This is a genomic window from Butyricicoccus sp., assembly GCF_977037065.1.
The window spans coordinates 50,796-76,130 of the sequence record NZ_CDRQNY010000002.1 but is presented as its reverse complement, the minus strand read 5'-3'; the positions used below and the strand labels follow the sequence as shown (position 1 = coordinate 76,130).

21 protein-coding genes, 1 tRNA gene and 1 pseudogene are annotated in these 25,335 nt (G+C 54.0%); 4 read left to right on the top strand and 19 right to left on the bottom strand.

Annotated features, from left to right (window positions below; translation table 11 throughout):
* Positions 1 to 17: 17 nt before the first annotated feature.
* The 15 genes from ACWVX6_RS01215 to ACWVX6_RS01145 all read right to left on the bottom strand — a co-directional run bounded on the left by ACWVX6_RS01215 (position 18) and on the right by ACWVX6_RS01145 (position 18,753).
* Positions 18 to 743 carry a YggS family pyridoxal phosphate-dependent enzyme gene (locus ACWVX6_RS01215; RefSeq protein WP_455152116.1) on the bottom strand — a complete coding sequence of 242 codons (726 nt, stop codon included), beginning with the start codon at positions 741 to 743 and terminating at the stop codon, positions 18 to 20.
* Entirely contained in the window at positions 740 to 2,029 is a 1,290-nt protein-coding gene (locus ACWVX6_RS01210) for an HlyD family efflux transporter periplasmic adaptor subunit (protein WP_455152115.1), read from the bottom strand. Before ACWVX6_RS01210 ends, ACWVX6_RS01215 begins: the two co-directional genes overlap by 4 nt.
* Before the next feature lie 19 nt (positions 2,030 to 2,048).
* A complete protein-coding gene (gene hfq / locus ACWVX6_RS01205; RefSeq protein WP_199667438.1) occupies positions 2,049 to 2,297 on the bottom strand; it encodes an RNA chaperone Hfq in 249 nt (82 codons plus the stop codon).
* A 32-nt stretch (positions 2,298 to 2,329) separates the two neighbouring features.
* The gene (miaA, locus tag ACWVX6_RS01200; RefSeq protein ID WP_455152114.1) at positions 2,330 to 3,271 is read right to left on the bottom strand and encodes a tRNA (adenosine(37)-N6)-dimethylallyltransferase MiaA; all 942 of its coding nucleotides are present in this window, start codon (positions 3,269 to 3,271) and stop codon (positions 2,330 to 2,332) included.
* 16 nt (positions 3,272 to 3,287) lie between these two features.
* On the bottom strand, positions 3,288 to 5,291 hold the full coding sequence (gene mutL / locus ACWVX6_RS01195; protein ID WP_455152113.1) for a DNA mismatch repair endonuclease MutL: 2,004 nt from the start codon (positions 5,289 to 5,291) through the stop codon (positions 3,288 to 3,290).
* A 60-nt stretch (positions 5,292 to 5,351) separates the two neighbouring features.
* The gene (mutS, locus tag ACWVX6_RS01190) at positions 5,352 to 7,946 is read right to left on the bottom strand and encodes a DNA mismatch repair protein MutS (RefSeq protein ID WP_118761224.1); all 2,595 of its coding nucleotides are present in this window, start codon (positions 7,944 to 7,946) and stop codon (positions 5,352 to 5,354) included.
* A 15-nt stretch (positions 7,947 to 7,961) separates the two neighbouring features.
* Positions 7,962 to 9,359 (bottom strand): tRNA (N6-isopentenyl adenosine(37)-C2)-methylthiotransferase MiaB, encoded by a 1,398-nt coding sequence (miaB, locus tag ACWVX6_RS01185; protein WP_118761225.1) that lies wholly within the window; start codon positions 9,357 to 9,359, stop codon positions 7,962 to 7,964.
* A gap of 12 nt (positions 9,360 to 9,371) precedes the next feature.
* Positions 9,372 to 10,040, bottom strand: a complete 669-nt coding sequence (locus ACWVX6_RS01180; protein WP_118761226.1) for a TIGR03936 family radical SAM-associated protein — start codon at positions 10,038 to 10,040, stop codon at positions 9,372 to 9,374.
* Positions 10,033 to 11,883 carry a TIGR03960 family B12-binding radical SAM protein gene (locus ACWVX6_RS01175; RefSeq protein ID WP_118761245.1) on the bottom strand — a complete coding sequence of 617 codons (1,851 nt, stop codon included), beginning with the start codon at positions 11,881 to 11,883 and terminating at the stop codon, positions 10,033 to 10,035. The genes ACWVX6_RS01180 and ACWVX6_RS01175 overlap by 8 nt, the downstream gene beginning before the upstream one ends.
* A gap of 133 nt (positions 11,884 to 12,016) precedes the next feature.
* Positions 12,017 to 14,713 carry a heavy metal translocating P-type ATPase gene (locus tag ACWVX6_RS01170; RefSeq protein ID WP_455152112.1) on the bottom strand — a complete coding sequence of 899 codons (2,697 nt, stop codon included), beginning with the start codon at positions 14,711 to 14,713 and terminating at the stop codon, positions 12,017 to 12,019.
* A 5-nt stretch (positions 14,714 to 14,718) separates the two neighbouring features.
* Positions 14,719 to 15,024: an ArsR/SmtB family transcription factor gene (locus ACWVX6_RS01165; protein ID WP_110437221.1), complete on the bottom strand. Its 306-nt coding sequence runs from the start codon at positions 15,022 to 15,024 to the stop codon at positions 14,719 to 14,721.
* A gap of 221 nt (positions 15,025 to 15,245) precedes the next feature.
* Positions 15,246 to 16,169, bottom strand: a complete 924-nt coding sequence (locus ACWVX6_RS01160) for an SPFH domain-containing protein (protein ID WP_118645575.1) — start codon at positions 16,167 to 16,169, stop codon at positions 15,246 to 15,248.
* A gap of 12 nt (positions 16,170 to 16,181) precedes the next feature.
* Positions 16,182 to 16,628 carry an NfeD family protein gene (locus ACWVX6_RS01155; protein WP_118645577.1) on the bottom strand — a complete coding sequence of 149 codons (447 nt, stop codon included), beginning with the start codon at positions 16,626 to 16,628 and terminating at the stop codon, positions 16,182 to 16,184.
* Between the two features lie 155 nt (positions 16,629 to 16,783).
* Complete coding sequence (locus tag ACWVX6_RS01150; protein WP_455152111.1) at positions 16,784 to 17,149, bottom strand: DUF2752 domain-containing protein; 366 nt, start codon at positions 17,147 to 17,149, stop codon at positions 16,784 to 16,786.
* Complete coding sequence (locus ACWVX6_RS01145) at positions 17,149 to 18,753, bottom strand: ABC-F family ATP-binding cassette domain-containing protein (protein WP_110436760.1); 1,605 nt, start codon at positions 18,751 to 18,753, stop codon at positions 17,149 to 17,151. Before ACWVX6_RS01145 ends, ACWVX6_RS01150 begins: the two co-directional genes overlap by 1 nt.
* A 182-nt stretch (positions 18,754 to 18,935) precedes the next feature.
* Here ACWVX6_RS01145 and ACWVX6_RS01140 point away from each other — a divergent pair.
* From ACWVX6_RS01140 to ACWVX6_RS01130, 3 genes and pseudogenes are all read left to right on the top strand, one after another.
* Positions 18,936 to 19,456: pseudogene (locus ACWVX6_RS01140) on the top strand (nitroreductase family protein).
* A gap of 101 nt (positions 19,457 to 19,557) precedes the next feature.
* Positions 19,558 to 20,274: an NAD-dependent protein deacylase gene (locus ACWVX6_RS01135; protein WP_455152110.1), complete on the top strand. Its 717-nt coding sequence runs from the start codon at positions 19,558 to 19,560 to the stop codon at positions 20,272 to 20,274.
* A gap of 66 nt (positions 20,275 to 20,340) precedes the next feature.
* Positions 20,341 to 20,556 (top strand): DUF378 domain-containing protein, encoded by a 216-nt coding sequence (locus tag ACWVX6_RS01130; protein WP_118285795.1) that lies wholly within the window; start codon positions 20,341 to 20,343, stop codon positions 20,554 to 20,556.
* A gap of 79 nt (positions 20,557 to 20,635) precedes the next feature.
* On the opposite strand, the gene ACWVX6_RS01125 is transcribed toward ACWVX6_RS01130, so the two are convergent.
* Together ACWVX6_RS01125 and ACWVX6_RS01120 are read right to left on the bottom strand one after the other, a co-directional pair.
* Positions 20,636 to 21,928, bottom strand: a complete 1,293-nt coding sequence (locus ACWVX6_RS01125; RefSeq protein ID WP_117488003.1) for an O-acetylhomoserine aminocarboxypropyltransferase/cysteine synthase family protein — start codon at positions 21,926 to 21,928, stop codon at positions 20,636 to 20,638.
* A gap of 369 nt (positions 21,929 to 22,297) precedes the next feature.
* Positions 22,298 to 23,710: a glycine--tRNA ligase gene (locus ACWVX6_RS01120; RefSeq protein ID WP_110436756.1), complete on the bottom strand. Its 1,413-nt coding sequence runs from the start codon at positions 23,708 to 23,710 to the stop codon at positions 22,298 to 22,300.
* 275 nt (positions 23,711 to 23,985) lie between these two features.
* Between ACWVX6_RS01120 and ACWVX6_RS01115 the strand changes: the two genes are divergently transcribed.
* Positions 23,986 to 24,062, top strand: a tRNA-Ala gene (locus tag ACWVX6_RS01115).
* 118 nt (positions 24,063 to 24,180) lie between these two features.
* Here ACWVX6_RS01115 and ACWVX6_RS01110 read toward each other — a convergent pair.
* Together ACWVX6_RS01110 and ACWVX6_RS01105 are read right to left on the bottom strand one after the other, a co-directional pair.
* Positions 24,181 to 24,351, bottom strand: a complete 171-nt coding sequence (locus ACWVX6_RS01110) for a hypothetical protein (RefSeq protein ID WP_202183519.1) — start codon at positions 24,349 to 24,351, stop codon at positions 24,181 to 24,183.
* On the bottom strand, positions 24,311 to 25,222 hold the full coding sequence (locus ACWVX6_RS01105) for a helitron helicase-like domain-containing protein (protein WP_243105714.1): 912 nt from the start codon (positions 25,220 to 25,222) through the stop codon (positions 24,311 to 24,313). The genes ACWVX6_RS01110 and ACWVX6_RS01105 overlap by 41 nt, the downstream gene beginning before the upstream one ends.
* Positions 25,223 to 25,335: the final 113 nt, after the last annotated feature.

Genomic DNA, 25,335 nt, shown 5'->3' with positions numbered 1-25,335 from the left:
AAGTTCCTCCTTATGTTTTAAGGCGAAACGATCTGATACGGCCGTTTGCCAAAGATCGCCGTGCCCACGCGAACCATGTTCGCTCCGCACGCAATCGCCGTTTCAAAATCATTCGTCATTCCCATAGACAAATAATCCATATCTACATTATCGTATTTTTTCGTCAAAATGTCAATAAATACTTGACGCATTTCGGTAAAGTAGTTTGAATTTTTTGTTTTTTCATCTGCAACGGGAGGAATTGCCATCAATCCGCGGATATGAAGTGACTTTTTTGCGCTCAATTTCACGATCGCATCGTGCAGTTCTTCGGGCGGAAGACCGCTTTTTGCGGCTTCTCTGCCGATATTTACCTCCAGAAGAATATCCTGACAAACACCGCGCTTCTCGGCTTCCTTGGCGATAGCCTCGCCGAGATGAACCGAGCCGACTGACTGAATCAGCGAAACCTTGCCGATCAGGTACTTGACCTTGTTGGTCTGCAGCGTGCCGATAAACTGAAGGTCTGCGCCATCGTAGGCGTCCTGTTCATACTTTTCCTGCAGCTCCTGCACACGGTTTTCACCGCACACGCGGATGCCTGCTTCGATGGCTGCCTGCACGCGCTCGGCGTCATTCATTTTGGTTGCAGCCACCAGCGTAATTTCACTGGGATCGCGCCCTGCCTGCACGACGGCATTGTTGACGCGCTCGATCACAGATTTTACGCGTTCCTGCAGTTCTTTCTTTTCTTGCTCCGTCATGTTTTCACCACCATATTGTTTTGCAGATTTTTACCTTGAACGATAACCTGGTCTCGCTCGACCAGCATATCGGAGTCGGTCGCACTCTGTTTGACGACATAATAATCGTCCGCCTCAAACAGCTCGTTAATCATTTTGAATTTCTGTATCGAGCCGCTCAGGATGAACACGCCGGGGATTTGCGTGGTCTTTCCGTCGCTGTCTGTTTGTTCCTGCACGCGGACGGCACTCTTCGGCACCTTGAGTCCGGTGTAGGTCGCAATGATAATTTCGATCGGCTGTTCGCGCATGGAAACCATTTCACTGCTGAATTCTGTGCCTTCCATCACCAGCAGAGCCGTATCACTGCCACCTTGATGATTGATGGAATGCACGGTTACTTTGGATTCCATCGAAGCCTGCGTAAAGTTTACTGTCAGCTCCTGACCGACCTGCAGACGCTCGGCCTGCTCGGCCGGAATCTTAGCTGCCAGATACCAGTTGAATCCCTTGACGATCTTGCCGAGCGAATTGCTGTTCTCAGCAGACGGCTGCTGCGCAACGGTCTTGTCAAACTGCTCCACGGTCATCTCATCCAGTGAGGATGGTGTGAGAATACTCTCGTATCCATCCACTACCTCGGAGAAATATCCGGACGAAGATGCTGTAAGTTCCGTGGTCCGGCCGGTAAGCTGATGCTCAAGCGAGGACTGCTCAGAAACCAAAGCGTCACGTTCGGCAGATACCTCGTTGGTATCCACATTGCCTGCCTCACGGCGCAGCGACAGCGTGCGCAGCGAACTTGCGGCGGATGCGACCGAAGAACCGCTGCCTTCCTTCACCTGCTCGGCCAGCTGCTCGATCGTCAGCGTGATGACCTGATCCAGCTTTGCGATGTTTGAGCTGTCCGATGCGGACTGCAGCGCCGTATCCAGAAGAGAAATACGTTCCTCCAGCGGATCGAGCTGTCGGCTCAGGTCCATAGATTCCTGATCGGAATAGATGATCGCCAGCGGTGCGTCCTGCTGTACGCGTTCACCGCTGTACACGATGTGCTTGACCGAGCTTCCCGTGGCATTGTCGATCGGTTCTTCATCGCGGAAGAACCAGCCATCGCTCGCAAAGCTGTCATTAACTGTGACATGCAGAGCCGGTGTGGTCTCCGGTGCAGCCGAAAAAGCGTTAGAAAGACGGCCGCCCAGATAAATCACCATCAGCACCGCCGCAATGATAAATACAACGCGGTTTCCGCCGTCATTCCGCCGTTTTCGCGGCTTGGATTTTGTGCTTTTTGTCTGTTGTCCCATGTAAAGACCTCGTATATGTTCACTGTTCCGCACGCTCCCCTCTCGGTGCATGGAGATCGACTCTATGCTGCGGGATCAGAGTAGAGATTGCGTGCTTATAGATCATTTGCTGTTTTCCGTCGCTCTCCAAAATCACAACGAAGCTGTCGAATCCGCGGACGATACCACGCATCTGAAAGCCGTTCGTTAAAAATACGGTGATGTTCTGCGCCTGCTGACGCAGTGCACTGAGCATTCTGTCCTGTAAGTTGATTTCGTTTCGCACAATGATTCCTCCAGTTGAAATTACAATTTATGGTATCATTGTACACCGTGGTTTTGAAGATATTTTGTCGTTTCCTGTAAGACGAAAGGAAGTTCTTCTCCACTATTATAATATATCCAGTGGATGCTGTCATCCCTTTTCAGCCAGGTAAGCTGACGTTTTGCATAATTTCTGCTGCGTCGCTTGAGCAATTCGGTACATTCTTCCAATGTTTGCTCGCCGCTCAGATAGCCGAGCAGCTCTTTGTAGCCGATGGCCTGCGCGGCAGTGCCGGTCAGCAGACCGCGCTCCACCAGCCGTTTCGTCTCCTCCAGCAGACCGTTTTCCATCATAAGATCCACTCTGCGGTTGATGCGGTCATACAGAATTTCACGGTCAGATGGGCAAACACCGATCTTGAGCGCATCATACTTTGGCTCCGGGCGCTTGTTCCTGCGATTAAATTCGTCGATCGTCATACCGGTCTGCTCATACACCTCAAGAGCACGAATGACGCGCTTGAGATTGTTCGGGTGCAGACGTTCCGCTCCGGTCGGATCCACCTTAGCCAGACAGTCATGTACCGCCTGATTGCCCTGCTCAGCCGCCATCTGTTGATATTTCTCACGCACGGTCAGGTCGGTCTCATCGTCGGAGAATACGCTGCACTCGATGAGCGCGTCCATGTACAATCCTGTACCGCCGACAACGATCGGCATCATGCCGCGCGACAGAATATTCTGCGCAGCAGCGTCTGCCAGTTCGACATACCGTGCCACCGAGAACGCTTCGCCGGGCTCGCACACATCGAACAGATGGTGCGGTACGCCCTGCCGTTCCTTCATATCAGGCTTGGCGGTGCCGATATCCATCTCACGGTAAAGCTGCATGGAATCCGCAGAAATGATCTCAGTATGCAGTTGTTGCGCCAGCGCGACCGATAAGGCGGTTTTGCCGCTGGCAGTCGGTCCGCAGATACAGATCAAACGGTTTTCCATGCTGTTTCCTCGCTTTTTATTGATTTACACGCTTGAACATCTTGTCAAGCTCATATTTGGTCAGACGAACGGTCGTCGGTCTGCCATGCGGGCAGGAACGCACGTTGTCATCACTCAGCACTCGCTCGCACAGGTCCTGCAGCTCGGTCATCGTGGTCGGTTTGCCTGCCTTGATAGCCGCCTTGCATGCTACCGTATGAATTAAATCGTCCAGACGATCCGGCACGGTGGTACGGCTGTTCATCGCCTTTTCGGCCAATTCACTGATGACGCTCTGCACATCGCCGCTATCCAGATAAGCGGGCACGCTGCGTACGGCAAAGCTGTTCTCGCCAAAGCTGTCGATGGCAAAGCCTGCCTGACGGATGTCCTCGATCTGCGACTGCACAGCGGCGGCTTCCTCGCCGGTCAGCTCTACAATTACAGGCGTGAGAAGCTGCTGCTGCGGCATATCGGTCTCCGCACGCAGTTTGTTGAACAGAATACGTTCATGCGCGGCATGCTTGTCGACGAGAATCAAGCCGTCCTTGTCCTCAGCAATGATGTACGTCTGAAAGCATTCGCCGATCACACGCACACCGGTATCCAGCGGCTGCAGGATCTGCGGCTTACCCCTGACCTCCGGTGCGCTGACAGACGGCACAACAACCATCGGTTCATCTTCCGGCTCCGGTGCCGGCGTATGCACGGCAGGTGTCGGTTCTGTGACCGGCTCGACCGGCTGTGCCATTCGCGTACAAACAGGTTCCTGCGGTTCCTCCTGCAGTATGCGCGGCGCGGACAGATAACTCGATGCACTGCGCGGACGCTCTGCCTTTGGCGGGATGGACACGAGGAAATCCTCTAAATCCGGTGCTTCCTCGTCGTTCTTTACCGGTGCAATCGGTGTTGGCTTGACACTCGGCGTGACAAACGGCTTAGGGTCTATCGGCTTTGGAATCGCAAACCGCTGCTGCTCGTGCGTCAGATTATCTTCACGCGGCTTGGCTGGCGCTTCCTTCTCCTTGTGCTCCAGATGCGGCATATTGTCGTTTGCGGCAAGCGCATTCTTGCAGGCAATATACACTACTTCGAAAATCGGCTTTTCCTGCGAAAATTTGACCTCGGTTTTTGCAGGATGCACGTTGACGTCGACCGCCGACAGCGGCAAATCCAGGAAAAGCGCACCAGACGGATATTTGCCGGTGATGATTGCATTGCGATAGGCCTCTTCCATTGCAGCCTGCATAAGACGGCTCTTGACATAGCGGCCATTGACGAAAAAGTGCTGCATGGAACGGTTGGCACGTCCGGCGTGCGGCTTGACAATGTAGCCGTGCACGGTCATACCGTTGCGCTCGGTCATCGGCACTTCAATCATATTGGCAGTCATTTCCTTGCCAAATACGCCGAATACCGGCGCAATCAGCTTGCCCTTGCCGTCCGACGAGAATACCTGCTTGCCGTCGCGAATGAGCGTGAACGCAATCTCCGGATGGGAGAGCGCCGCATGCTGTACTACGCCGAGAATGTAACCCGCCTCGGTGAAGTCCTTTTTGAGAAACTTCATGCGAGCCGGTGTGTTGAAGAACAGGTCGCGCACAACGATTGTTGTGCCTTCCGGACAGCCGGCTTCCTCCTGTGTCTGAATCTCACCGGCTTCCAGATGCAGGTGCAGACCCGCAATCGAACCCGCCTGACGCGTGAACAGATCAATGCGCGTAACCGACGAAATCGCAGCCAGTGCTTCACCGCGGAAGCCCAATGTGCCGATAGCATTCAAATCTTCCTCGGTACGCAGCTTGCTGGTCGCGTGGCGGCGGAAGGCCACCGGTGCATCCTCTGCCGACATGCCGCAGCCGTTATCCGCAATACGCAGATAGGTAATGCCGCCGTTTTCGATCTCCACCGTAATGCGGGTAGAACCTGCGTCAATCGCATTCTCGACCAGCTCCTTCGCCACAGAGGACGGCCGTTCAACAACCTCTCCTGCCGCGATCAGATCCGCAAGGTGCGGAGATAATTCATGAATCACTGCCATTTTTCTTTGTTTTCCTTTCCGGAACAAATCATGGTTGGTCTTTCCTGCCCTGATAAATGATTAAACCAGCTTTTTCAGCTCATACAGTGCGTTGAGCGCCTCGATCGGCGTCATGGTGTCCACCTGCAGTGCACGCAGCCGCTCTGCAACTGCATCGCCGGAGAGCGAATCTATCGTAATCTGCGGAACGTCTTCCGGTTCCTCGGCTACGGCGTGCAGCTCGATTTTCGGCATGGTGGATTCCAGATCAGCTAGCACGGCCTTTGCTCGCTTGATGACCGGATTCGGCACACCGGCCAGCTTTGCAACCTCAATGCCATAGCTGTCATCCGCGCCGCCGCGCACGATTTTGCGCAGGAACGTAATGTCATCACCGCGCTTTTTGACCGCGATATTGTAATTCTTGACGCCCTTAACCAGATCTTCAAGCACAGTCAGCTCGTGATAATGCGTTGCAAACAGCGCGCGTGCGCCAATGCGCTTTTTGTCCGCTACATACTCTACAACTGCGCGAGCAATGCTCATGCCGTCATAGGTAGAGGTGCCACGTCCAATCTCATCCAGAATGATCAGACTGGACTTGGTAGCGTGCCGCAGAATATCCGCGACCTCGCTCATCTCCACCATGAAGGTGGATTGACCGCTCGCCAGATCATCCGACGCGCCGACACGGGTAAACACGCGGTCTGCCACGCCGATATGCGCAGACGAGGCCGGTACATACGAACCAATCTGCGCCATGATGGTAATCAGTGCCACCTGCCGCATATAGGTGGATTTGCCTGCCATATTCGGGCCGGTGATGATAGCGACGCGGTTTTCCTTGCTGTCGAGCAAGGTGTCGTTCGGGATGAACAGACTGTCGGACAGCATTTTCTCAACAACCGGGTGACGACCGTCCTTGATGTCAATGCGGTCGGAAAAATCAACCACCGGACAAACATAGTTGTTATCACAAGCCACATCGGCCAGAGCACACAGAACGTCAAGCGCTGCGATAGCCTGCGCGGTTTTCTGCACACGGTGGACCTCAGCGGCAATCTGGTCGCGTACAGAAACGAATACCTCGTACTCGAGAGCGGTCAGGCGTTCCTGCGCACCGAGCACGGTGCTCTCGAGCTGTTTCAGCTCCTCGGTGATATAGCGCTCGCTGTTCGCAAGCGTCTGCTTACGAATATAGTTCTCTGGAACCGCCTCCGCATTGGAGCGGCTGACCTCAATATAATAGCCGAACACACGGTTGTAGCCGATTTTCAGCTTGCTGATGCCGGTACGCTCGCGTTCCGCCTGCTCGATTTCGGCAATTTTGCCCTTGCCGCCGGACGCAAGGTCGCGCAGACGGTCAATCTCCTCGTTGAAGCCTTTGCGGATCATGCCGCCTTCCCGAAGAAGAATCGGCGGCTCGTCTACAATGGCCTGCTCGACCAGCGCGCGGATGTCTTCGAGCAGATCAATCTTGCCGGTCAGCTCGCGCAGCATAGCCTGGCCGAACAGAGCAGCCTGCGTTTTGATCTCCGGCAGACAAGAAATTGCCGCCGACAGCGCACGCAGATCACGGCAGTTTGCAGTGCCGTAGGCTACACGCCCGATCAGGCGCTCCATATCAAACACCCGCTTGAGTGCGTCCGTCAACGCCGTGCGGGCAATTACATCGTCACACAATGCACCTACCGCCTGCTGACGGCGTGCAATATGCAGCGGATTATACAGCGGTTTTTCAATCCACTGACGAATCAGGCGCGAGCCCATTGCCGTGCGCGTGTGGTCAAGCACCCACAGCAGCGTGCCCTTCTTTTCCTTGGTCCGCATGGTCTCGCATAGCTCGAGATTGCGGCGTGCGATCAGGTCAAGCTCCATGTACTGACCCTGATGGTACACCTGCAGCTGATTCAGACTGGAAAGGCTGGCCTTCTGCGTCTGTTCAAGGTAATCCAACAGACCGCCGAGGCACCGCACAGTGCACGGCAGGTCGGTCAGACCGATAGCGTCAAAGTCCTGCACCTTGAAGTGCTCCTGAATGCGTTCCGCACTGCGCTGTGCCTCAAAGCACTCCTCCGGCATCGGCTCGATAAGCGCCTCCAGACGTTCCTTCAGAAAGGACTGAAGGCTGTCTGCCGAAATGGCTCCGCCACCGACCAGCACCTCACGCGGCACAAAACGTCCGAACTCACTGGTTATGTCATTCCAGTTATCCGATCCGGTCGCGTACACCGAACCTGTCGTAATATCAGCAAAGCATACGCCGACAGAACCACCGGCTGCGTATACGCAGCCGAGAAAGTTGTTCCGATTTTCATCCAGCATGGAGGCTTCCACGACCGTACCCGGTGTCACGCGTCGGATGATCTCGCGCTTGACCAGACCTTTTGCCTTTTTCGGGTCCTCCATCTGCTCACAGATTGCAATTTTGTAACCCTTCTGCACCAGCTTGGCAATATAGCCTTCCGCACTGTGATACGGTACGCCGCACATCGGTGCACGTTCTCCCTGACCGCAGTCGCGGCCGGTCAGCGTCAGCTCCAGCTCGCGGGAGACCAGCTTGGCATCGTCAAAGAACATTTCGTAAAAATCGCCCAGACGGTAAAACAGAATGTAATCTTTATTTTTGTTTTTGATCTCAAAATACTGCTGCATCATGGGCGTCAGTTCAGCCATGTTCTTACCTCTTTCTTATAATTTGTGTGCAAACAGACAGCGAAGCGAGGTTTTCTCGATCTCTGCCTCGATAAATTCACCGATTTTGATATCGTCACCGCGTACGCAGACAAGCAGGTTGCCCTCGGTACGCGCAGTGAACGGATACTCCGATCCCTTGGCATTGCCGTCCACAAGCAGCCGCAGCTTTTTGCTCTGATACGCCGCCTGCTTTTCAGCAACGATTTCATCCTGCGCCTTGAGCAGTCGCTCGAAGCGGCGCTGCTTGTCCTGCTGTGTTGCGTTATCCTCATAAGAGGCCGCGGGCGTGCCCGTGCGGGGCGAATACAGAAACGTAAACAGCAGGTCAAACCGGGTATCCTGCACCAGCTTTAAGGTGTCCTCGAAATTCTCTTCCGTTTCGCCCGGGAAACCGACGATAATATCGCTCGACAGCGTAATATCCGGCATTTTCGATCGTGCGGCCGCAATCAGCGATTTGTAGTGCTCTGCCGTGTAGCGGCGATTCATGCGATGCAGAATCTCGTCACTGCCAGACTGGAACGGCAGATGCAGCTGCTTTGCAACCTTATCGCACTCTGCCATAGCAGAGAACAGCTTGGGGGACGCGTCCTTCGGGTGGCTTGTCATAAACCGCAGCCAGAAATCGCCGGGCACGGCGTTGAGACGGCGCAGAAGATCGGCAAAATCCACGTCAATGCCGAGATCCTTGCCATAGGAGTTGACGTTCTGCCCGAGCAGAGTAATCTCCTTATAGCCTGCATCGACCAGCTCGCGCAGTTCCTTTTCGATCTCCTCCGGTCGGCGGCTGCGCTCTCTACCTCGCACATACGGCACGATGCAGTAGGTGCAGAAATTGTTGCAGCCATACATGATGGACAGCCACGCCTTCGCGCCCTTGGCACGCAGCACCGGCAGTCCTTCGGCAATATCGTCCTCGCCGCCGATGTCAAATACGCGTTTTTTCTCGGTCAGCACGCGGTACAGCAACGACGGAAACCGCCAGAGCGCATGCGTGCCGAACAGGAGATTTACCTGCGGATAGCTTTTCTTGATCTTCTCGACGTTCTTCTCCTGCTGGGCCATGCAGCCGCACATTGCAATAACAATGCCCGGGCGATCCTTTTTCAGATGGCGGAGTGCGCCGACGTTGCCGAACGCACGATCCTCGGCATGCTCACGCACAGCACAGGTGTTGAACAGGATAAAATCTGCCTCGTCGGGCGTATCGGTCATTTCGTAGCCCATTTCGGACAGCATGCCGCGGATACGCTCGGTATCCGCCTCGTTCTGCTGACAGCCGAACGTATGCGTATAGGCTTTGGGGCGCTTGTCCCCCAATAGGCGGGCTACTGCGTCAATATAGGTAAACTGCGATTGCAGCTGTTCTTCGGAAACATTCTGGGTTGCCATGAAACTCTCCTTTTATCGAAATGGAGTGCCGTCAGCGGTGAACACATTCATGCGGTGGTATGCGCTGAACGGAATTTCGTACTGCGGCAGATACTGCCGGATGGCACGGGTCAGATATTCCGGACTCATGTTGTTATTGCCGGCAGCGGTGGTGACAACAGCGGTCACCTCATCCGGACCATCGGTCACGGTCAGATCGCGCATCAGCTCACGCATATTGACGACCTTTTCGCCGCGCTTGGAGCGCTTGACGATCTCGACCATGGGGCGGCGGAACAGATTGCGCACATCGTCGGCAAAGCCCTTGGGCGTACCATCCTCAAAACCCCATGTGATGCGGTACTGCGACCATTCGATCGAACCGACCTTCATGCCGCCGTCGGCAAGCGGGTAAATCTCGATTGCACGCAGGCCCTCGGGAAATACATCATTGAGCGCTTCCACCGCATTTTCCGGCACGGCTTCTGCCGTGATATTGAAATCCAGAAATTCGCACTCGCCGGAGTAGCCGGTCGAGAGCGGCAGCGCCACCGAAACGTAGGCGTGCTGGTTGAAGCCCTCGGTAAACCACAGCGGCATTTGACAGCGCGCCATCGAGCGCTGCATGGCGTGCATGAGATCAAGGTGGGAGATATACTTGGCGCGTCCCTCCTTGGCAAACTTCATTCTTGCCTTAAACATGGCACTTGCCTCCCTTCAGCAGAGCGCTTGCGCCGCAGCCGGCACACTGGTGCATACAGTCCGGCGTGATAGCCGCTTCACGGGAACGCTCCCACTCACGCTTGAGATGCTCCTTGCGCGTGCCGCAGCCGATGTGATCCCACGGGAACACCTCGTCCATCGGACGCTGACGGGATGCGTAGAACTCTGGATCGAGTCCGCAGTCGCGGAACGCCTGCATCCACTTGTCAAAGTCGAAGCACTGATCCCAGCCGTCCATCTTGCAGCCGCGCTGCCACGCCAGCAGAATCGCCTTGCCCTGACGGCGGTCGCCGCGTGCAATAACGCCCTCGAGCACCGAGGTTTCGGCATCATGCCAGTTGTAGGTGACGTTCTTGGTCTTCATCACAACTTTCATATGCGCCTGCTTCTCGCGGAACTGCTCGAGCGTATCCTGTGCATCCCACTGGAACGGAGTCTGCGGCTTGGGCACGAAGCACGATGCCGACGCTGTGATACGCACGCCGCGCGCACGGTTGGGCGTGTTTTCGCGCCAGCAGTAGGCAACCTTTTTGCAGATGTCGGAAATACCATCCAGATCCTCATAGGTTTCGGTCGGCAGACCCATCATGAAATAGAGCTTGACGTTATTCCAGCCGCCTTGAAAGGCAATCTCGCAGGCATGTAGCACGTCCTCCTCGCGGATGTTCTTGTTGATAACATCACGCAGGCGCTGCGTACCGGCCTCACATGCGAACGTCAGGCCGCTTTTGCGGGTTTTCTGTACGCGTTCCATCAGTTCGGCGGAAAAGCTGTCCGCACGAAGAGACGGCAGCGACAGGCTGATATGACGCGGCTCACAATAATCGAGCATGCACTCGGTCAGACCGGACAGCTCACCGTAGTCACTGGTAGACAGCGAGGACAGAGAGATTTCCTCGTAACCGGAGTTCTTGAGCACCGCCTGCGCCTGCTTGAGCAGCACTTCCTTGGACTTGGTGCGCAGTGGACGATAAGTGTGGCCGGCCTGACAGAACCGGCAGCCGCGCGGACAGCCGCGGAATAGCTCGATCATCGCACGGTCGAACACAATATCCGTCGAGGGCACAACGAAGGACTCCGGATAGTACATGGTATCCAGATCCTTGACGATGCGCTTCTGCACGAGTGCGGGTGCGCCGTGTGTCGGCGTAACGCGCTCAATCGTGCCGTCCTCGTGGTACTTGACCTCGTACAGCGAAGGTACATACATGCCCTCGATCTGTGCTGCCGCAATCAGGAATTCCTGCTTAGACCAGCCTTCGCGCTTGGCCTTGCGGTACAGATCGGTAAATTCCAGCATGATCTCCTCGCCGTCGCCGATCATGAACAGGTCAACAAAGTCAGCGAGCGGCTCCGGATTGTAGGCACACGGACCGCCGCAGGCTACAATATGCTTGAGCTCGGTGCGGTCCTTTGCCAGCACCGGAATACCGCCGAGATCCAGCATATTCAGAATGTTGGAAAACGACAGCTCGTACTGCAGCGTAAAAGCGATAATATCAAAGTCCGACAATGGGTCACCGCTCTCCAGGCCGTACAGCGGCAGCCCTGCCTCACGCATTTCGGCCTCCATGTCAATCCATGGCGCGCAGACGCGTTCGCACCAGATGCCCTTCTGATCGTTGAGCAGACCGTACAGGATACGCGAACCGAGGTGAGACATGGCAACCTCATAGGTATCCGGAAAACAGAACGCAAATCGTAGATCGATGTTCTTTTTATCTTTCATCACCGAGCCCCATTCACCGCCGACGTAGCGTGCCGGCTTCTGTACACGGGACAAAATGGCTTCCATCTTTTTATGCAAGACGTATTCCTCCATTTTCATTCATACAGATTATTGTATCATATCCTTCCGAAAAAAACCATACCGTTTTTGACCGTTTTCGCGCAGAAAGTACATGAAACAAAAAAATAAACGCGAAGAAAGCTTTTACACTTCCTTCGCGTTTTGCTTATTCCTCCGGAATTTCCGGCTTGCTACCGAGCAGTCGAGTCGTATTGAACACGGTCAGCACCGTGAGTACAGCATCGACGATAACTGCCATCCACATCTGCGCCAGACCGATCAGCGCCAGTACAGCAAGCACCAGCTTGATGGCGGCCAGCAGTGTCAGATTCTGCATTGCAACTCCGTGTGTAGTCTTGCAGACCTGAACAGCCTCACCGAGACCGCTCAGATCATTTGCGGTAATCAGTATATTCGCCGCATCCGCTGAATAGCGGGAGCCGCGCGTGCCCATTGCCACACCGACATCGGCCATCTTGAGCTGCTCGATATCGCTTACGCCGTCGCCGACATAGGCGGTCGTGCCGTCTGTCGGAATCGTGCGCATCATAAAGTCCAGCTTCGCTTGCTTTTCCTCGGGCATCAAACCGCAGTGAACGGTGTCGATGCCGGCGGCATTTGCAATTCGCTGAGTTGGTGTCTCAGCGTCACCGGTGATAAGCACCGTGCGCTCAACGCCCTGATCCTTGATCTTCTTGATCGCGTCAGCAGCGGACGGACGAACCGTATCCTCCAATTCAATCACACCGATGTGCGCCCCTTCACAGGCGATGTAAACAACCGTGCCGTCGATATCCGGCAAGCCCTTGACACCGCGGGAGACCATCAGCTTGCGGTTGCCTACCAGCAGAACGTGATCACCGATACGGGCGCGCACGCCACGGCCCGGGAATTCCTCAAATTCCTCGATCTTTGGCAGTTTTTCCTGGCATGCACTTGCGATTGTGCGCGCAATCGGATGCTGTGAAAGCTGCTCAGCTGCTGCGGCAAGTGCCAGACAGTTCTTTTCGGAAAACTCTTGTGTGGGATAAATCTTTTTAATCTGCAGATTGCCGTTAGTCACTGTGCCGGTCTTGTTGAACACGACCAGACGCAGGTCTGCAGTCCGTTCCATCGCTTCGCTGCCCTTCATGTGAACGCCTTCACTCTCAAGTCGGCCGCCGCCGCATACAAAAGCAAGTGGGACAGCCAGCGCCAGTGCGGTCGGACAGCAGGCGATGAGAAGCGTCAGTCCGCGATATATCCAGCCGGTCATATCTGAACCGGGCATGAACAGCGGCGGAAGTGCGGCTGCCAGTACGGCAATGACGATCACAACCGGAACCAGACGCTTGGCATTACGCTGCGCACTGTTTTCCAACGCTGCCTTGTGTTCGGCGGCCGCATTCTGTACGCGGCGAATCTGACGAACCGCGCAGTCTTCATAGCGCGAGATCACACGAATCAGCATCAGAGAGCCGTTATACCGGCTGCCTGCCAGCACACGCGTGTTCTTATCAACTGCCATCGGCACGTTTTCACCGGTAAGCACGCTGTCATCCACCGTGCCGTCTCCGCGAAGTACAACGCCGTCAATCGGTACGCGCTCACCCGAGTGTACCAGAACCAGCTCGCCCAGACGGATATCTGCCAGCGGAACCTGACGCTGTTCGCCCTTCATGTTGACGACCGTTGCCTTTTCCGGCATGAAATCATGCTGCTGCGGCAATGCCTGATAGGTGGATGATAGAACGATATCACCTGCAATTTTGCCAATCTCAAACAGGATGAGCACGATCGTTGCTTCTGCACGGCTGCCGAGCGCGAATGCGCCGATGGATGCCATTAGCACAAGCAGATATTCATCGAAAAATGAACCGTGTGTCAGATTGGTCAGCACACGCGCTGCAATCGGCAGCGCTGTGATCAAAAACGCCAACAGGCAGAGCGGCAATGCCGCGCTCGAATCTCCCATCGCGATTCCGGCCACAAGAACGATTGCCGCGGCAGCCAGCCGTGCGCCTGTGCTCTGCATATCCAACCGTGTCATCGGCTGATAGGTCACTTCAGCGCCTTCCTGTATACGGCGTGCATTTTCTCGCCGCAGACGGGTCTGCTCACGCCGACGCATTTTTGCCCGGTACTGTGCCTTCTGCACGAAATTCATACCGGTGGTATCGTCCACGTCCTCCGGAGCTTCGATTACTGACGGTTCCGGCTTCTTTTCCTCCGTTTTTTCTTCATCCTTTGGCTTAGGCTTCTCCTTAGGTGCGGATTTTGCCTGTTCCTTTTTCTCCGCCTTGTCCTTTTCATGGTTTTTCAGTTTTTCTTTTAGCTTCTGCAGCCTGTCCGGCTTTTCCTCTATGATAGGCTCGAATTCCGCTTCCTCTGACTGTTCTTCCTCAGGAAGCTCGTCCTCTATACCTTCGTCGTCAAATTCCGGTTCGTCCCAGTCGTCCTCGTCTTCAGCCTCATCCGGCGAATCTTCTTCTTCGTCAAATTCGTCTTCCGAATCTTCCGGCGATTCCTCAGCTGCGTCTGATTCCTCCGAGGGCTTTGCAGGCTCAGCTGCCGCCGCTTCCTCGGGCGGCGTTTCCGCCTCCGGAGATTCGCTTTCACTTTGGTGCGATGTATCGGCTTCCGGTTCAGTTTCCGGCTGCTCCGCATTCTTGTCCGGCGGCTCAGGCTCGCCGGGCGGCGCTGATTCTTCTTTTTCAGGCGGTTTTTTGTTCTCTTCGGTTTTAGGCTTTTCCGGAGCGGCAAACAGCTGCGCTACTGCCGAATTTTCCAGATCCGCTAAAATCGAATCGACCTGTGCTAAAATATCTTCCGCCGTTGTCTGGTCCTTCTTCTGTTCCGAATCAGGGCGGTTATTTTCGCTCATTCCGTTTATCCCTCCTGCACGTGCGCGATTCCCTGTGCCAAAATGGTCTGAATATGATCATCGCACAGCGCATAGTATACTGTTTTTCCGTTTTTTCGACTCTTGACCAGCCGCGCCTGCTTCAAAAAACGAAGCTGATGCGATATCGCGGACTGGCTCATGTTCAGCAGCGATGCAATATCGCAGACACACAGCTCTGCGGACACAAGCGCCGCCAGTATCCGCAAGCGGGTCTTGTCGGAAAACGCTTTGAAAAAATCTGATGCGGCTGTAGTGATCTCCTCTGCCGGCATTGCGCTGCGCGCTGCCATAACTGCGTCCGTATGGACGATATGCTCCTCGCAGCACTCCAGTTCTGCGTCTGTATGCTTTGCCGACAATTTGATCCCTCCCGCAATATGTGCATATCTATTCAACTTATGATAACATTCCAGTCCACTTCTGTCAAGAATCGAGTCGGACACAAATGACAATTTTGCGTGCAAAAAAGTCCTGCAGGCCGGATACGGTCTGCAGGACTTGAACGCATTTTTTACTTCTTGGGCTGTTCGCGCTTCGGATCGGTCATAACTTCCTTGAATGAGGTTGCCAGACCCGCAAGGCTCTGAATCTCGCTCGGGATAATGATCTTAGTTGCCTTGCCGTCAGCGGCGCTGCTGAATGCCTCGAGGGATTTCAGCTTGATAACCTGCTCGGTCGGTGCCGCTTCATTCAGCAGATTGATGGAGTCTGCCAGTGCCTTCTGCACGGTAAGCAGCGCTTCCGCTTCACCTTCGGCCTCCTTGATCTTGGCAAGGCGATTTGCCTCTGCAGCAAGAACGGTTGCTTCCTTTTCACCTTCAGCCACCAGAATCGCGGACTGCTTTTTACCTTCCGCTACCAGAATGGACTCGCGGCGTTCGCGCTCGGCCTTCATCTGCTTCTCCATAGATTCCTGAATGGCTGCCGGCGGAATGATGTTCTTCAGCTCCACGCGGTTTACCTTAATGCCCCAGTCATCGGTCGCTTCATCGAGGATGGAGCGCATTTTGGTGTTGATGATATCGCGGCTGGTCAGCGTCTGGTCAAGCTCGAGATCACCGATGATGTTTCGCAGTGTGGTTGCAGTCAGATTTTCGATTGCCGCCATCGGGCTCTCGATACCGTATGCAAACAGCTTCGGGTCGGTGATCTGGAAGTACACGACCGTGTCGATCTGCATGGTTACGTTATCCTTGGTGATAACCGGCTGCGGCGGAAAATCGACTACCTGCTCCTTGAGGGTTACCTTGCGGGCAATGCGCTCAAACAGCGGCACCTTGAAATGCAGGCCGGTGCTCCATGTGTCGCGGTAGGTACCGAGACGCTCGATAACATACGCCTTCGCCTGCGGCACGATCACGATATTGCTTGCAATGAACGCGATGAACAGAATAATCAGCACAATCCAGATGATGGGTACAATAATATAATCCATGATAACGCTCCTTTACAGTTGGTTCGGTTTTACAATCGCCTTGACGCCGCGGATCTCCACAACCGTGACTCTTGTCCCGATTGCAATTTGCGCGTCAGTCGTACTGCGGGCTGTCCAGATCTTTCCGTTGATTTTCACCGCACCGGTCTCCAGAATATTGTCAATCGGTTCGGTAACAACAGCCGTCTGTCCGATGATACGATCTGCGTTGGTCGCCTGCTGTCGGCTGCCGAGAAAACGGCGGCAGAGCGGACGCACCAGTACAAGCAGCAGCGCGGAGAACACGATGAACACAATCCACTGCCCCATCAATCCGACCGAAAGGCTGGCTGCAATGAGTGCCGCGACACCGCCGGCAGCGAACCAGATGCCGCACAGCGTGAGTGTAAACGCCTCTACCGCTACACTGATGATAATGACAGCCAGCCAGATATACAGGCTGTCAATTCCAAACATCATAAACTATCCCCTCCCTTGGCAACAGTATAGCATGTGCCTACGAAAAAGTACAGCAAAACCCGATTAAATTTCCGGTTAATTTTTGCATATTGCACAAAATGCCGAATAAAGCAACATCCGCTCGAACCGTGCAGTACAGTTCGAGCGGGAAATCTTCAAAAAATCAGCGGGTCATGCAGCGCGAGACGTATCAGCCAAATTGCGATATCCAGCACGATAACGCTCCACAGCAGCACGCGTTCGAGTTTTTTTGAGCCAAGAAGCGGCTTTTTACCAAACAGTGCGTACAAAACGACTGTCGGCAGAACGAAAACCATCGGGTGAAACCGCAGTGCCGTACGAAAGTCCAGCCGGAGCAGAGCGGCAAGTGCACGGCTCAGTCCGCAGCCGGGACATGGCACGCCGGTCAAGTATTTGATCGGACAGTTCCAGCCAAACAGCAGCGCCGAGGCGTATGCCAGTGCACCCAGTATCAGCAGCACGAGCAGACCGTTCAAACCGCGCCGAAAGCGCTCCGGCATCAGCCCTTGTAGGTCTCGCGGAACTCGAGGAACTCGTCGTAGGTGCATTCCTTGTCCAGAACACCCTTTTCACGAATTTCGATAATACGGGTCGCAATGGTCTGCACGAACTCGTGGTCATGCGACGCGAACAGCACGGTGCCCTTGAAATCACGAACGCCGTTGTTGACTGCGGTGATGGATTCCAGATCGAGGTGGTTGGTCGGCTGGTCGATGACGAGCACGTTCGAGCCGAACAGCATCATGCGCGCCAGCATCAGGCGAACCTTCTCACCGCCGGACAGTACGCGAACCGGCTTGTAAACATCGTCGCCGGAGAACAGCATACGGCCGAGGAAGCCGCGCAGCGTGGATTCCAGTGTATCCGTGCGGGAATACGGTGCGATCCAGTCGAGCATGTTTTCCTCGTGGCCCTCGAAGAACTCGTTGTTGTCCTTCGGGAAATAGCTCTGCGAGGTGGTAACGCCCCACTTGAAGCTGCCCTCATCCGGTTTCATCTCGCCCATAAGAATCTGGAACAGCGTAGTCATTGCCAGCTCGTTATCCGATATGAACGCAATCTTGTCACCGCGGCGCACGATGAAAGATACGTTGTCGAGCACCTTCTCGCCGTCGATGGTCTTGGAGATGCCGCGCACCTCGAGAATGTCCTTGCCTGCCTCACGGTCCGCGTCGAACGCTACCCACGGGTAACGGCGGGACGAAGCCGGCATTTCCTCGACGGACAGCTTGTCGATCAGCTTGCGGCGGCTGGTCGCCTGACGGGACTTGGACTTGTTTGCCGCAAAACGCTGAATGAAGTTCTGCAGTTCCTTGATCTTTTCCTCATTCTTGCGGTTCTGGTCCTTGATCATGCGCTGAACCAACTGAGAGGACTCATACCAGAACTCATAGTTGCCGACGTACAGCTTGATCTTGCCGTAGTCAATATCGACGATGTGGGTACATACGTTGTTCAGGAAGTGACGGTCATGCGATACAACGAGGACGGTGCCCTCAAAATCGGCAAGGAAGTCCTCCAGCCAGCGGACTGCCTGAATATCCAGATGGTTGGTAGGCTCGTCCAGCAGCAGAATATCCGGCTTGCCGAACAGTGCACGCGCCAGCAGCACCTTGACCTTCTCAACGTCACCGAGGTTCTTCATCTCGGTGTACAGGATGGCATCTGCATCCAGACCCAGACCGTTCAGCAGCTGGCTGGCCTCGGTCTCGGCGTCCCAACCGCCCATTTCAGCAAACTCGGACTCCAGCTCGGCAGCCCTGTTGCCGTCCTCCTCGGTGAACGGGTCCTTCATGTAGAGCGCATCCTTTTCGTGCATGACCTCAAGCAGACGCTCATTGCCGCCGAGAACCGTGTTGAGAACAGTCTCCTCGTTGAAGGCAAAGTGGTCCTGCTTGAGTACGCTCATACGGGTCTTGGGCGCAATCGAAACCGTGCCGGTGGACGGGTCCAAATCGCCGGACAGAATGCGCAGGAAGGTAGACTTGCCTGCACCGTTTGCACCGATAACACCGTAGCAGTTGCCCTGGGTAAATTTCAGGTTTACATCTTTGAACAGCGGCTCGCCGCTGAAGTTTAAGCTAAGATCGCTGATAGTGATCATGTAAGAGATTCCTCCCGCATTATTTTTCAATTAGAATCAGTATACCACATAAACCGCTGTTTTCACAGATAATTTACAGATGCAGCCGTATTTTTGTTCATGTTGTCTTGAAACGACACCCAGAATGCTATATACTATATTTATAAATATCAATCCCTATTTGTTTCAGGAGGTTTTTCCCTATGTCTAACCTGATGGAAGTTATCAAGTCTCGCCGCTCTACGCGCGCGTTCAAGTCCGAGCTGCCGCCGAAGGATCAGATCATGCAGATTGTTGAAGCTGCTGAATGGGCCCTTCCGGCATGGGCAAGTACCTGTGGCACTTTACCGTGATTTACAATGCAGAGAAGTCGCTCAAGCTGGCCCGTGCCGTTGCTGAGGCAGACAATCGCGGTCCGGAGTATAATTTCTACGGTGCACCGGTCAATATTATCATTTCCTACAAGCGGGATGAGCACCACGCTCTGGTAGACGGCGCTGCTGCAATGGAGAATCTGCTGCTGATGGCTACCGAGCTTGGCCTCGGCTCCTGCTGGATCAACCAGCTGCGCGAGACCTGCGACGTGCCCGAGGTTCGTGCACTGTTGACCGAGTACGGCGTACCGGAGGACCACATCGTTGTCTGCTCCGCTGCAATCGGCTACATCGAAAAGGAAACGCCGGCAAAGCCGCGCCATGAGGGTCTGGTTTCGATTACCGAATAATCGAAACAATGGAAAACCGAGAATAGAAAATGCCCAATACCTTAATTTTCAATTCTCCATTATCCGTTTTCAATTCATTAGCGACGAAAGGAGCTAATATCATGGATGAGAAGATTGCTAAACTGAGAGAGTGGATCGACGGCAGCGACAATATCGTCTTTTTCGGCGGTGCGGGCGTATCGACCGAGAGCGGCATTCCGGATTTCCGCTCGGTGGACGGTCTGTACAACCAGCAGTACAAATACCCGCCGGAGACCATTCTCAGCCACACGTTCTTTTTGAGTGAAACCGAGGAGTTTTACCGCTTCTATCGCGCAAAGATGCTTGCACTGGATGCGGAGCCGAATGCCGCACACCTCAAGCTGGCCGAGTGGGAACGCGAGGGCAAGTGTCGTGCCGTTGTAACGCAGAACATCGACGGTCTGCACCAGAAGGCAGGCTCGAAGGAAGTGCTTGAGCTGCACGGCTCGGTGTTGCGAAACTATTGCATGCGCTGCCGCAAGCCATATCCGGTTGAGGATATCGTCAAGGGCACCGGTATTCCGCGATGCTCCTGCGGCGGTATTATCAAGCCGGATGTCGTGCTGTACGAGGAGGGACTCGACAGCTACACCATCAACAAGAGCGTGGAGTACATCTCCAAGGCGGATATCCTGATCATCGGCGGTACGTCGCTAGCGGTATATCCGGCGGCCGGCCTGATCGACTATTACCGCGGCAATAAGCTGGTTCTGGTCAACAAGTCCCCCACTCCTGCGGATCGCCGTGCTGATCTGGTCATTCATGCGCCGATAGGTGAGGTTTTCTCCCAACTGTAACGTAAAAAATGCATGAAACTCCCCTTTTCGGTTATACTGAATGCAAACCGAAAGGGGAGTTTTTCTATGCTTATCGACAAAATCGCACTGATACTGATGATTATCGGCGGTCTGAACTGGGGACTGATCGGCATTTTCAAGCTCGATCTGGTCGCGCTGCTGTGCGGCGGACAGACCGGCGCCATCAGCCGCATCGTCTACACCCTAGTCGGACTGGCGGCAGCATGGTGTATCTCGCTGCTCTTCCGACAGGATGACACCACACAGCAGCCGAAAAGTTGAATAAAAAGCAAAGCCCGCCGGGAACGGCGGGCTTTGCTTATCAAATTGTAAGAGGTAAATAGGAATACCGATACTTTGCTTAGTTGAATGCCTGCTCGAGGTCAGCCAGAATATCATTGATATTCTCGGTGCCAATGGACAGACGGATGGTGCCCTGATGGATACCCTGATCCTCCAGTTCCTCTGCGGTCAGCTGCGAGTGAGTGGTGGTTGCCGGATGGATGACCAAACTCTTAACGTCAGCAACGTTTGCCAGCAGAGAGAAGATCTGCAGCTTGTCGATAAACTTGAAAGCTGCTTCCTTGCCGCCCTTGATATCAAATGTGAAGATGGACGCACCGCCGTTCGGGAAGTACTTCTCGTACAGTGCATGGTCCGGATGATTCGGCAGAGACGGATGGTTTACATGCTCAACCTGCGGGTGATTGGTCAGGAATTCAACAACCTTCTTGGTGTTCTCAACGTGACGCTCGATACGCAGAGACAGCGTCTCGGTGCCCTGCAGCAGCAGGAATGCGTTGAACGGAGAAATGGTAGCACCGGTATCACGCAGCAGGATAGCGCGGATGTAGGTTACAAAGGCAGCAGGACCAACTGCATCTGCGAAAGAGATGCCGTGATAGCTCGGGTTCGGCTCAGCAATCGGTGCATATTTGCCGGATGCCTTCCAGTCGAACTTGCCGGAATCAACGATGATACCACCGAGGGTCGTGCCGTGACCGCCGATGAACTTGGTAGCAGAGTGAACAACGATATCAGCACCGTACTCGATCGGGCGGATGAGGTACGGAGTACCGAAGGTGTTGTCAATTACGAGCGGCAGACCGTGCTTGTGCGCAATCTTTGCAATAGCCTCGATATCCGGAATATCGGAATTCGGGTTGCCGAGAGTCTCGATGTAAACAGCCTTAGTATTGTCCTTGATAGCGCCTTCCAGTTCTTCCAGATTATGTGCATCAACGAAGGTGGTCTCAACGCCGAACTGCGGCAGAGTGTGTGCCAGCAGGTTATAACTGCCGCCGTAGATGGTCTTCTGTGCTACGATGTGGTCGCCGGCCTGAGCAAGTGCCTGAATGGTGTAAGTGATTGCTGCGGCACCGGAAGCGGTAGCCAGAGCAGCAACACCACCCTCGAGCGCTGCAATGCGCTTCTCGAACACATCCTGCGTAGAATTGGTCAGACGACCGTAGATATTGCCTGCGTCAGCCAGACCGAAACGGTCTGCCGCGTGCTGACTGTCATGGAAAACATAAGAAGTGGTCTGGTAGATCGGAACTGCACGGGAATCGGTAACCGGGTCAGCGGTTTCCTGACCGATGTGCAGCTGCTTGGTTTCAAAGGACCAGTTTTCGGTATTCTTGATAGTTGCCATGATGAATTATCTCCTTTTTATACATTCCATAAAGTTGTTTGTGACTTGCTGTAATAAAAAGAAGAATCACATTCGCCCAAATCGGAAATTCGAGCGGAGCAGCTTTTCAAAGTAGTATCGCATAACCGCTTCTCCTAAATTCATATTATTTCACTGGGATTGCTATGATTATACTAAATACCCCCTCTCCTGTCAACCCTTTCCGACAAACTTTTTTCGTTCCGGCAGATTGCCCAATTTCCGATGGCCCAATCCCTATTTTTTCGATAGGTTTTGGAGTGGTGTTTCCTGTTCGCCATCCAAATAAAAGAAAACCGCCGCACAGGGATTGTGCAGCGGTTTTGATGATCAATGTTCAGCAGCGAAAAATCAGAACTCGATCTTCTTTGCGATATAAGCAGCAACTTCCTCAATCTTGATGCGCTCCTGCTCCATAGTGTCACGGTCACGAACGGTTACGCAGCCATCCTGCTCGGTCTCGAAATCGACGGTTACGCAGTACGGCGTACCGATCTCGTCCTCACGGCGGTAGCGCTTACCGATAGAGCCTGCATCGTCAAAATCAACAGAGAACTGCTTAGCCAGCTCCTGCCAGATCGGCATAGCCTTGTCGGTCAGCTTCTTGGACAGCGGCAGTACAGCAGCCTTGAACGGTGCCAGAGCCGGATGCAGACGCAGAACGGTACGAACATCGTCCTTGCCGTTCTTGTCCTGACCTACGACTTCCTCGTCGTAAGCGTCGCACAGGAAGGCCAGCGCAACACGGTCAGCACCAAGCGAAGGCTCGATAACATACGGAATATACTTCTCATTTGCTTCCTGATCGAAGTATTCCATCGAAACACCCGAGGTGTTCTGATGCTGGGTCAGGTCGAAATTGGTGCGGTCGGCAATGCCCCACAGCTCGCCCCAGCCAAACGGGAACATAAACTCGATATCGGTGGTAGCGTTGGAGTAGTGAGACAGCTCCTCCGGATCGTGGTCGCGCAGACGCAGGTTCTCGTCCTTCATGCCGAGAGACAGCAGGAAGTTGTGGCAGTAATCCTTCCAGTACTTGAACCACTCAAGGTCGGTGCCCGGCTTGCAGAAGAACTCCAGTTCCATCTGCTCAAACTCGCGGGTACGGAAGGTGAAGTTGCCCGGGGTAATCTCGTTGCGGAAGGACTTGCCTACCTGACCAACGCCGAACGGAATCTTCTTACGGGTGGTGCGCTGGATGTTCTGGAAGTTTACGAAGATGCCCTGTGCGGTCTCCGGACGCAGATACAGCTCGTTCTTCGCGTTCTCGGTAACGCCCTGGAAGGTCTTGAACATCAGATTGAACTGACGGATGTCGGTCCAGTTGTGCTTGCCGCAGGTCGGGCATGCGATCTCATGCTCATCAATGAATGCCTTCATCTCAGCCTGGCTGAGTGCGTCAACACTCTTGCCGAGATCGTAGTTGTTCTCAGCACACCAATCCTCAATTACCTTGTCGGCACGGAAACGCTCCTTGCACTCCTTGCAGTCCATCAGCGGGTCAGAGAAGCCGCCAACATGACCGGAAGCAACCCAGGTCATCGGGTTCATCAGGATCGCGGAGTCAAGACCTACATTGTACTGGCTCTCCTGCACAAATTTCTTGCGCCATGCTGCCTTGACGTTGTTCTTGAACTCAACGCCGAGCGGACCGTAGTCCCAGGTGTTTGCAAGACCGCCGTAAATCTCCGAGCCGGAGTATACGAAGCCGCGGCCCTTGCAGAGCGCTACGATCTTTTCCATTGTTTTTTCGCTGTTTTTCATGTTAAATTCTCCTTTTGGCACAGCTGGCTGCTGCACGCTGTTTTTGCTTTGCACCGGAAAAAGTGCTTGACATGAAATTATTCTACCGTTATAATTAATAATTGTCAAGGGTAGTTTAGCTAATTAAACGAATAGAGTTTGGTTTGATCGGTAAATTGCTTGCAAAAAGTTGACATTTGGGCGATTAGCGCAGTTGAAAGCGGTGCGGAAAGCAGTCCCCGCCTTCCCTGTTCAGTTGAGTTTGGTCAAAACACTTTTCTTGACAACATATATTCGGGCTTGTAGCTCAGTTTGGGAGAGCGTTCGGTTCGCATCCGAGAGGTCGAGGGTTCGATCCCCTTCAAGTCCACCAAATCAAGATAATCCGAACCTTTTTCCGGTAGGGAATGGGTTCGGATTTATCATTTATTTAGACGAAATAGTGTAACGCAAAACGGCGGCGGTATGTGTGGTACATACTGCCGCCGCTGTTATTGGGGATTATCCCCCTGTTCTTGCTGCTGTGCTTGCCATTCGGCAAAGGCCCGTTTGCCCTCGTCACTTTTAAAATAGCTTTGCATATCCGGGAGCAGACAGCGGGCAATCGCCTCTAACTCATAGTCAGGTATCTTTGGATGGTATTGCTTCTTGCGCTGTGTCAATCTGGCCTCCCTCCTTTGAGGCACTATTGTATTGTCGATAGTTGATAATGTTTTTGACTGCCCCGGCTTCATCGGTAATGGAGATTGTCTTTTCATAGGTGAGCGGTGCGCCGTGTACCAATGCTTGCGCTTCGGCTTCCGTTGTCTGCCATATTTCCGGCCTTTTCACCCCCCGGCTTGCCCGGTACAGATTAAAGCCGGGCGGGTACAGGTGCAGCCGCGCCCCTTTGATAATTGCTTTCTTTCGGTGCTTGCCTTGTTCGTCTGTTATTTCCGCCTCGGCTATCTGTCCTTTTGCATTTCCGACGCGGAGCGCTTCCGATAATTCCATATCGCCCAGATATGCGGTTAGGTACAAGCCGGGGTTGTCAATTTCTTGTAGGCTTTTGGTCTTGGTAAATCCATGCCCCCAAATCCGCGCCATATCTGCATTAGGAATGAAAGGTGCTTTTTTCGGGAACAGAAAGAGGCAATGCAAATGCCATGCGCCCCGCCCTTGCGGTTCTGCTGCTGTGATATATTCCGCAGGTTGGTATTCATGCTTTTTGAGATAGTACCGAAACCGCTGCCAGAAACGGCGGAAATCCTCGTAGACACGCCTTTCATCCCGCATATTTTCTTTATATGTCAGCGTTACCCACAATGCCGTTTCCGGGGCTGTTAGATTGGCATTGATTAAGTCGCGCAGCTTGCGGAGCGATTGTGCAACACTGGCTTTGCTGTCTGCCCGGTTTGCGGAATGACAGAACTCTTTGACTTCGCCCGTTCGCTTATCAACATATAAGTCGGCGTTTACCTTTTCAATGACAGCACATGGAGTGGAACGCATATAGCGAACTTCAATCACATTCCCGCATCGTTTGACCGTCACAGGCGTTTCCGCCCTGTCTGGCCGCACATCCGGGATTCTGTCAATGTTCATAAAATATCAAGTTAAGCCGCCTGCGGCGGCGGGCGGTTCGGCGGCTCTCGCGCTGCTTCGCC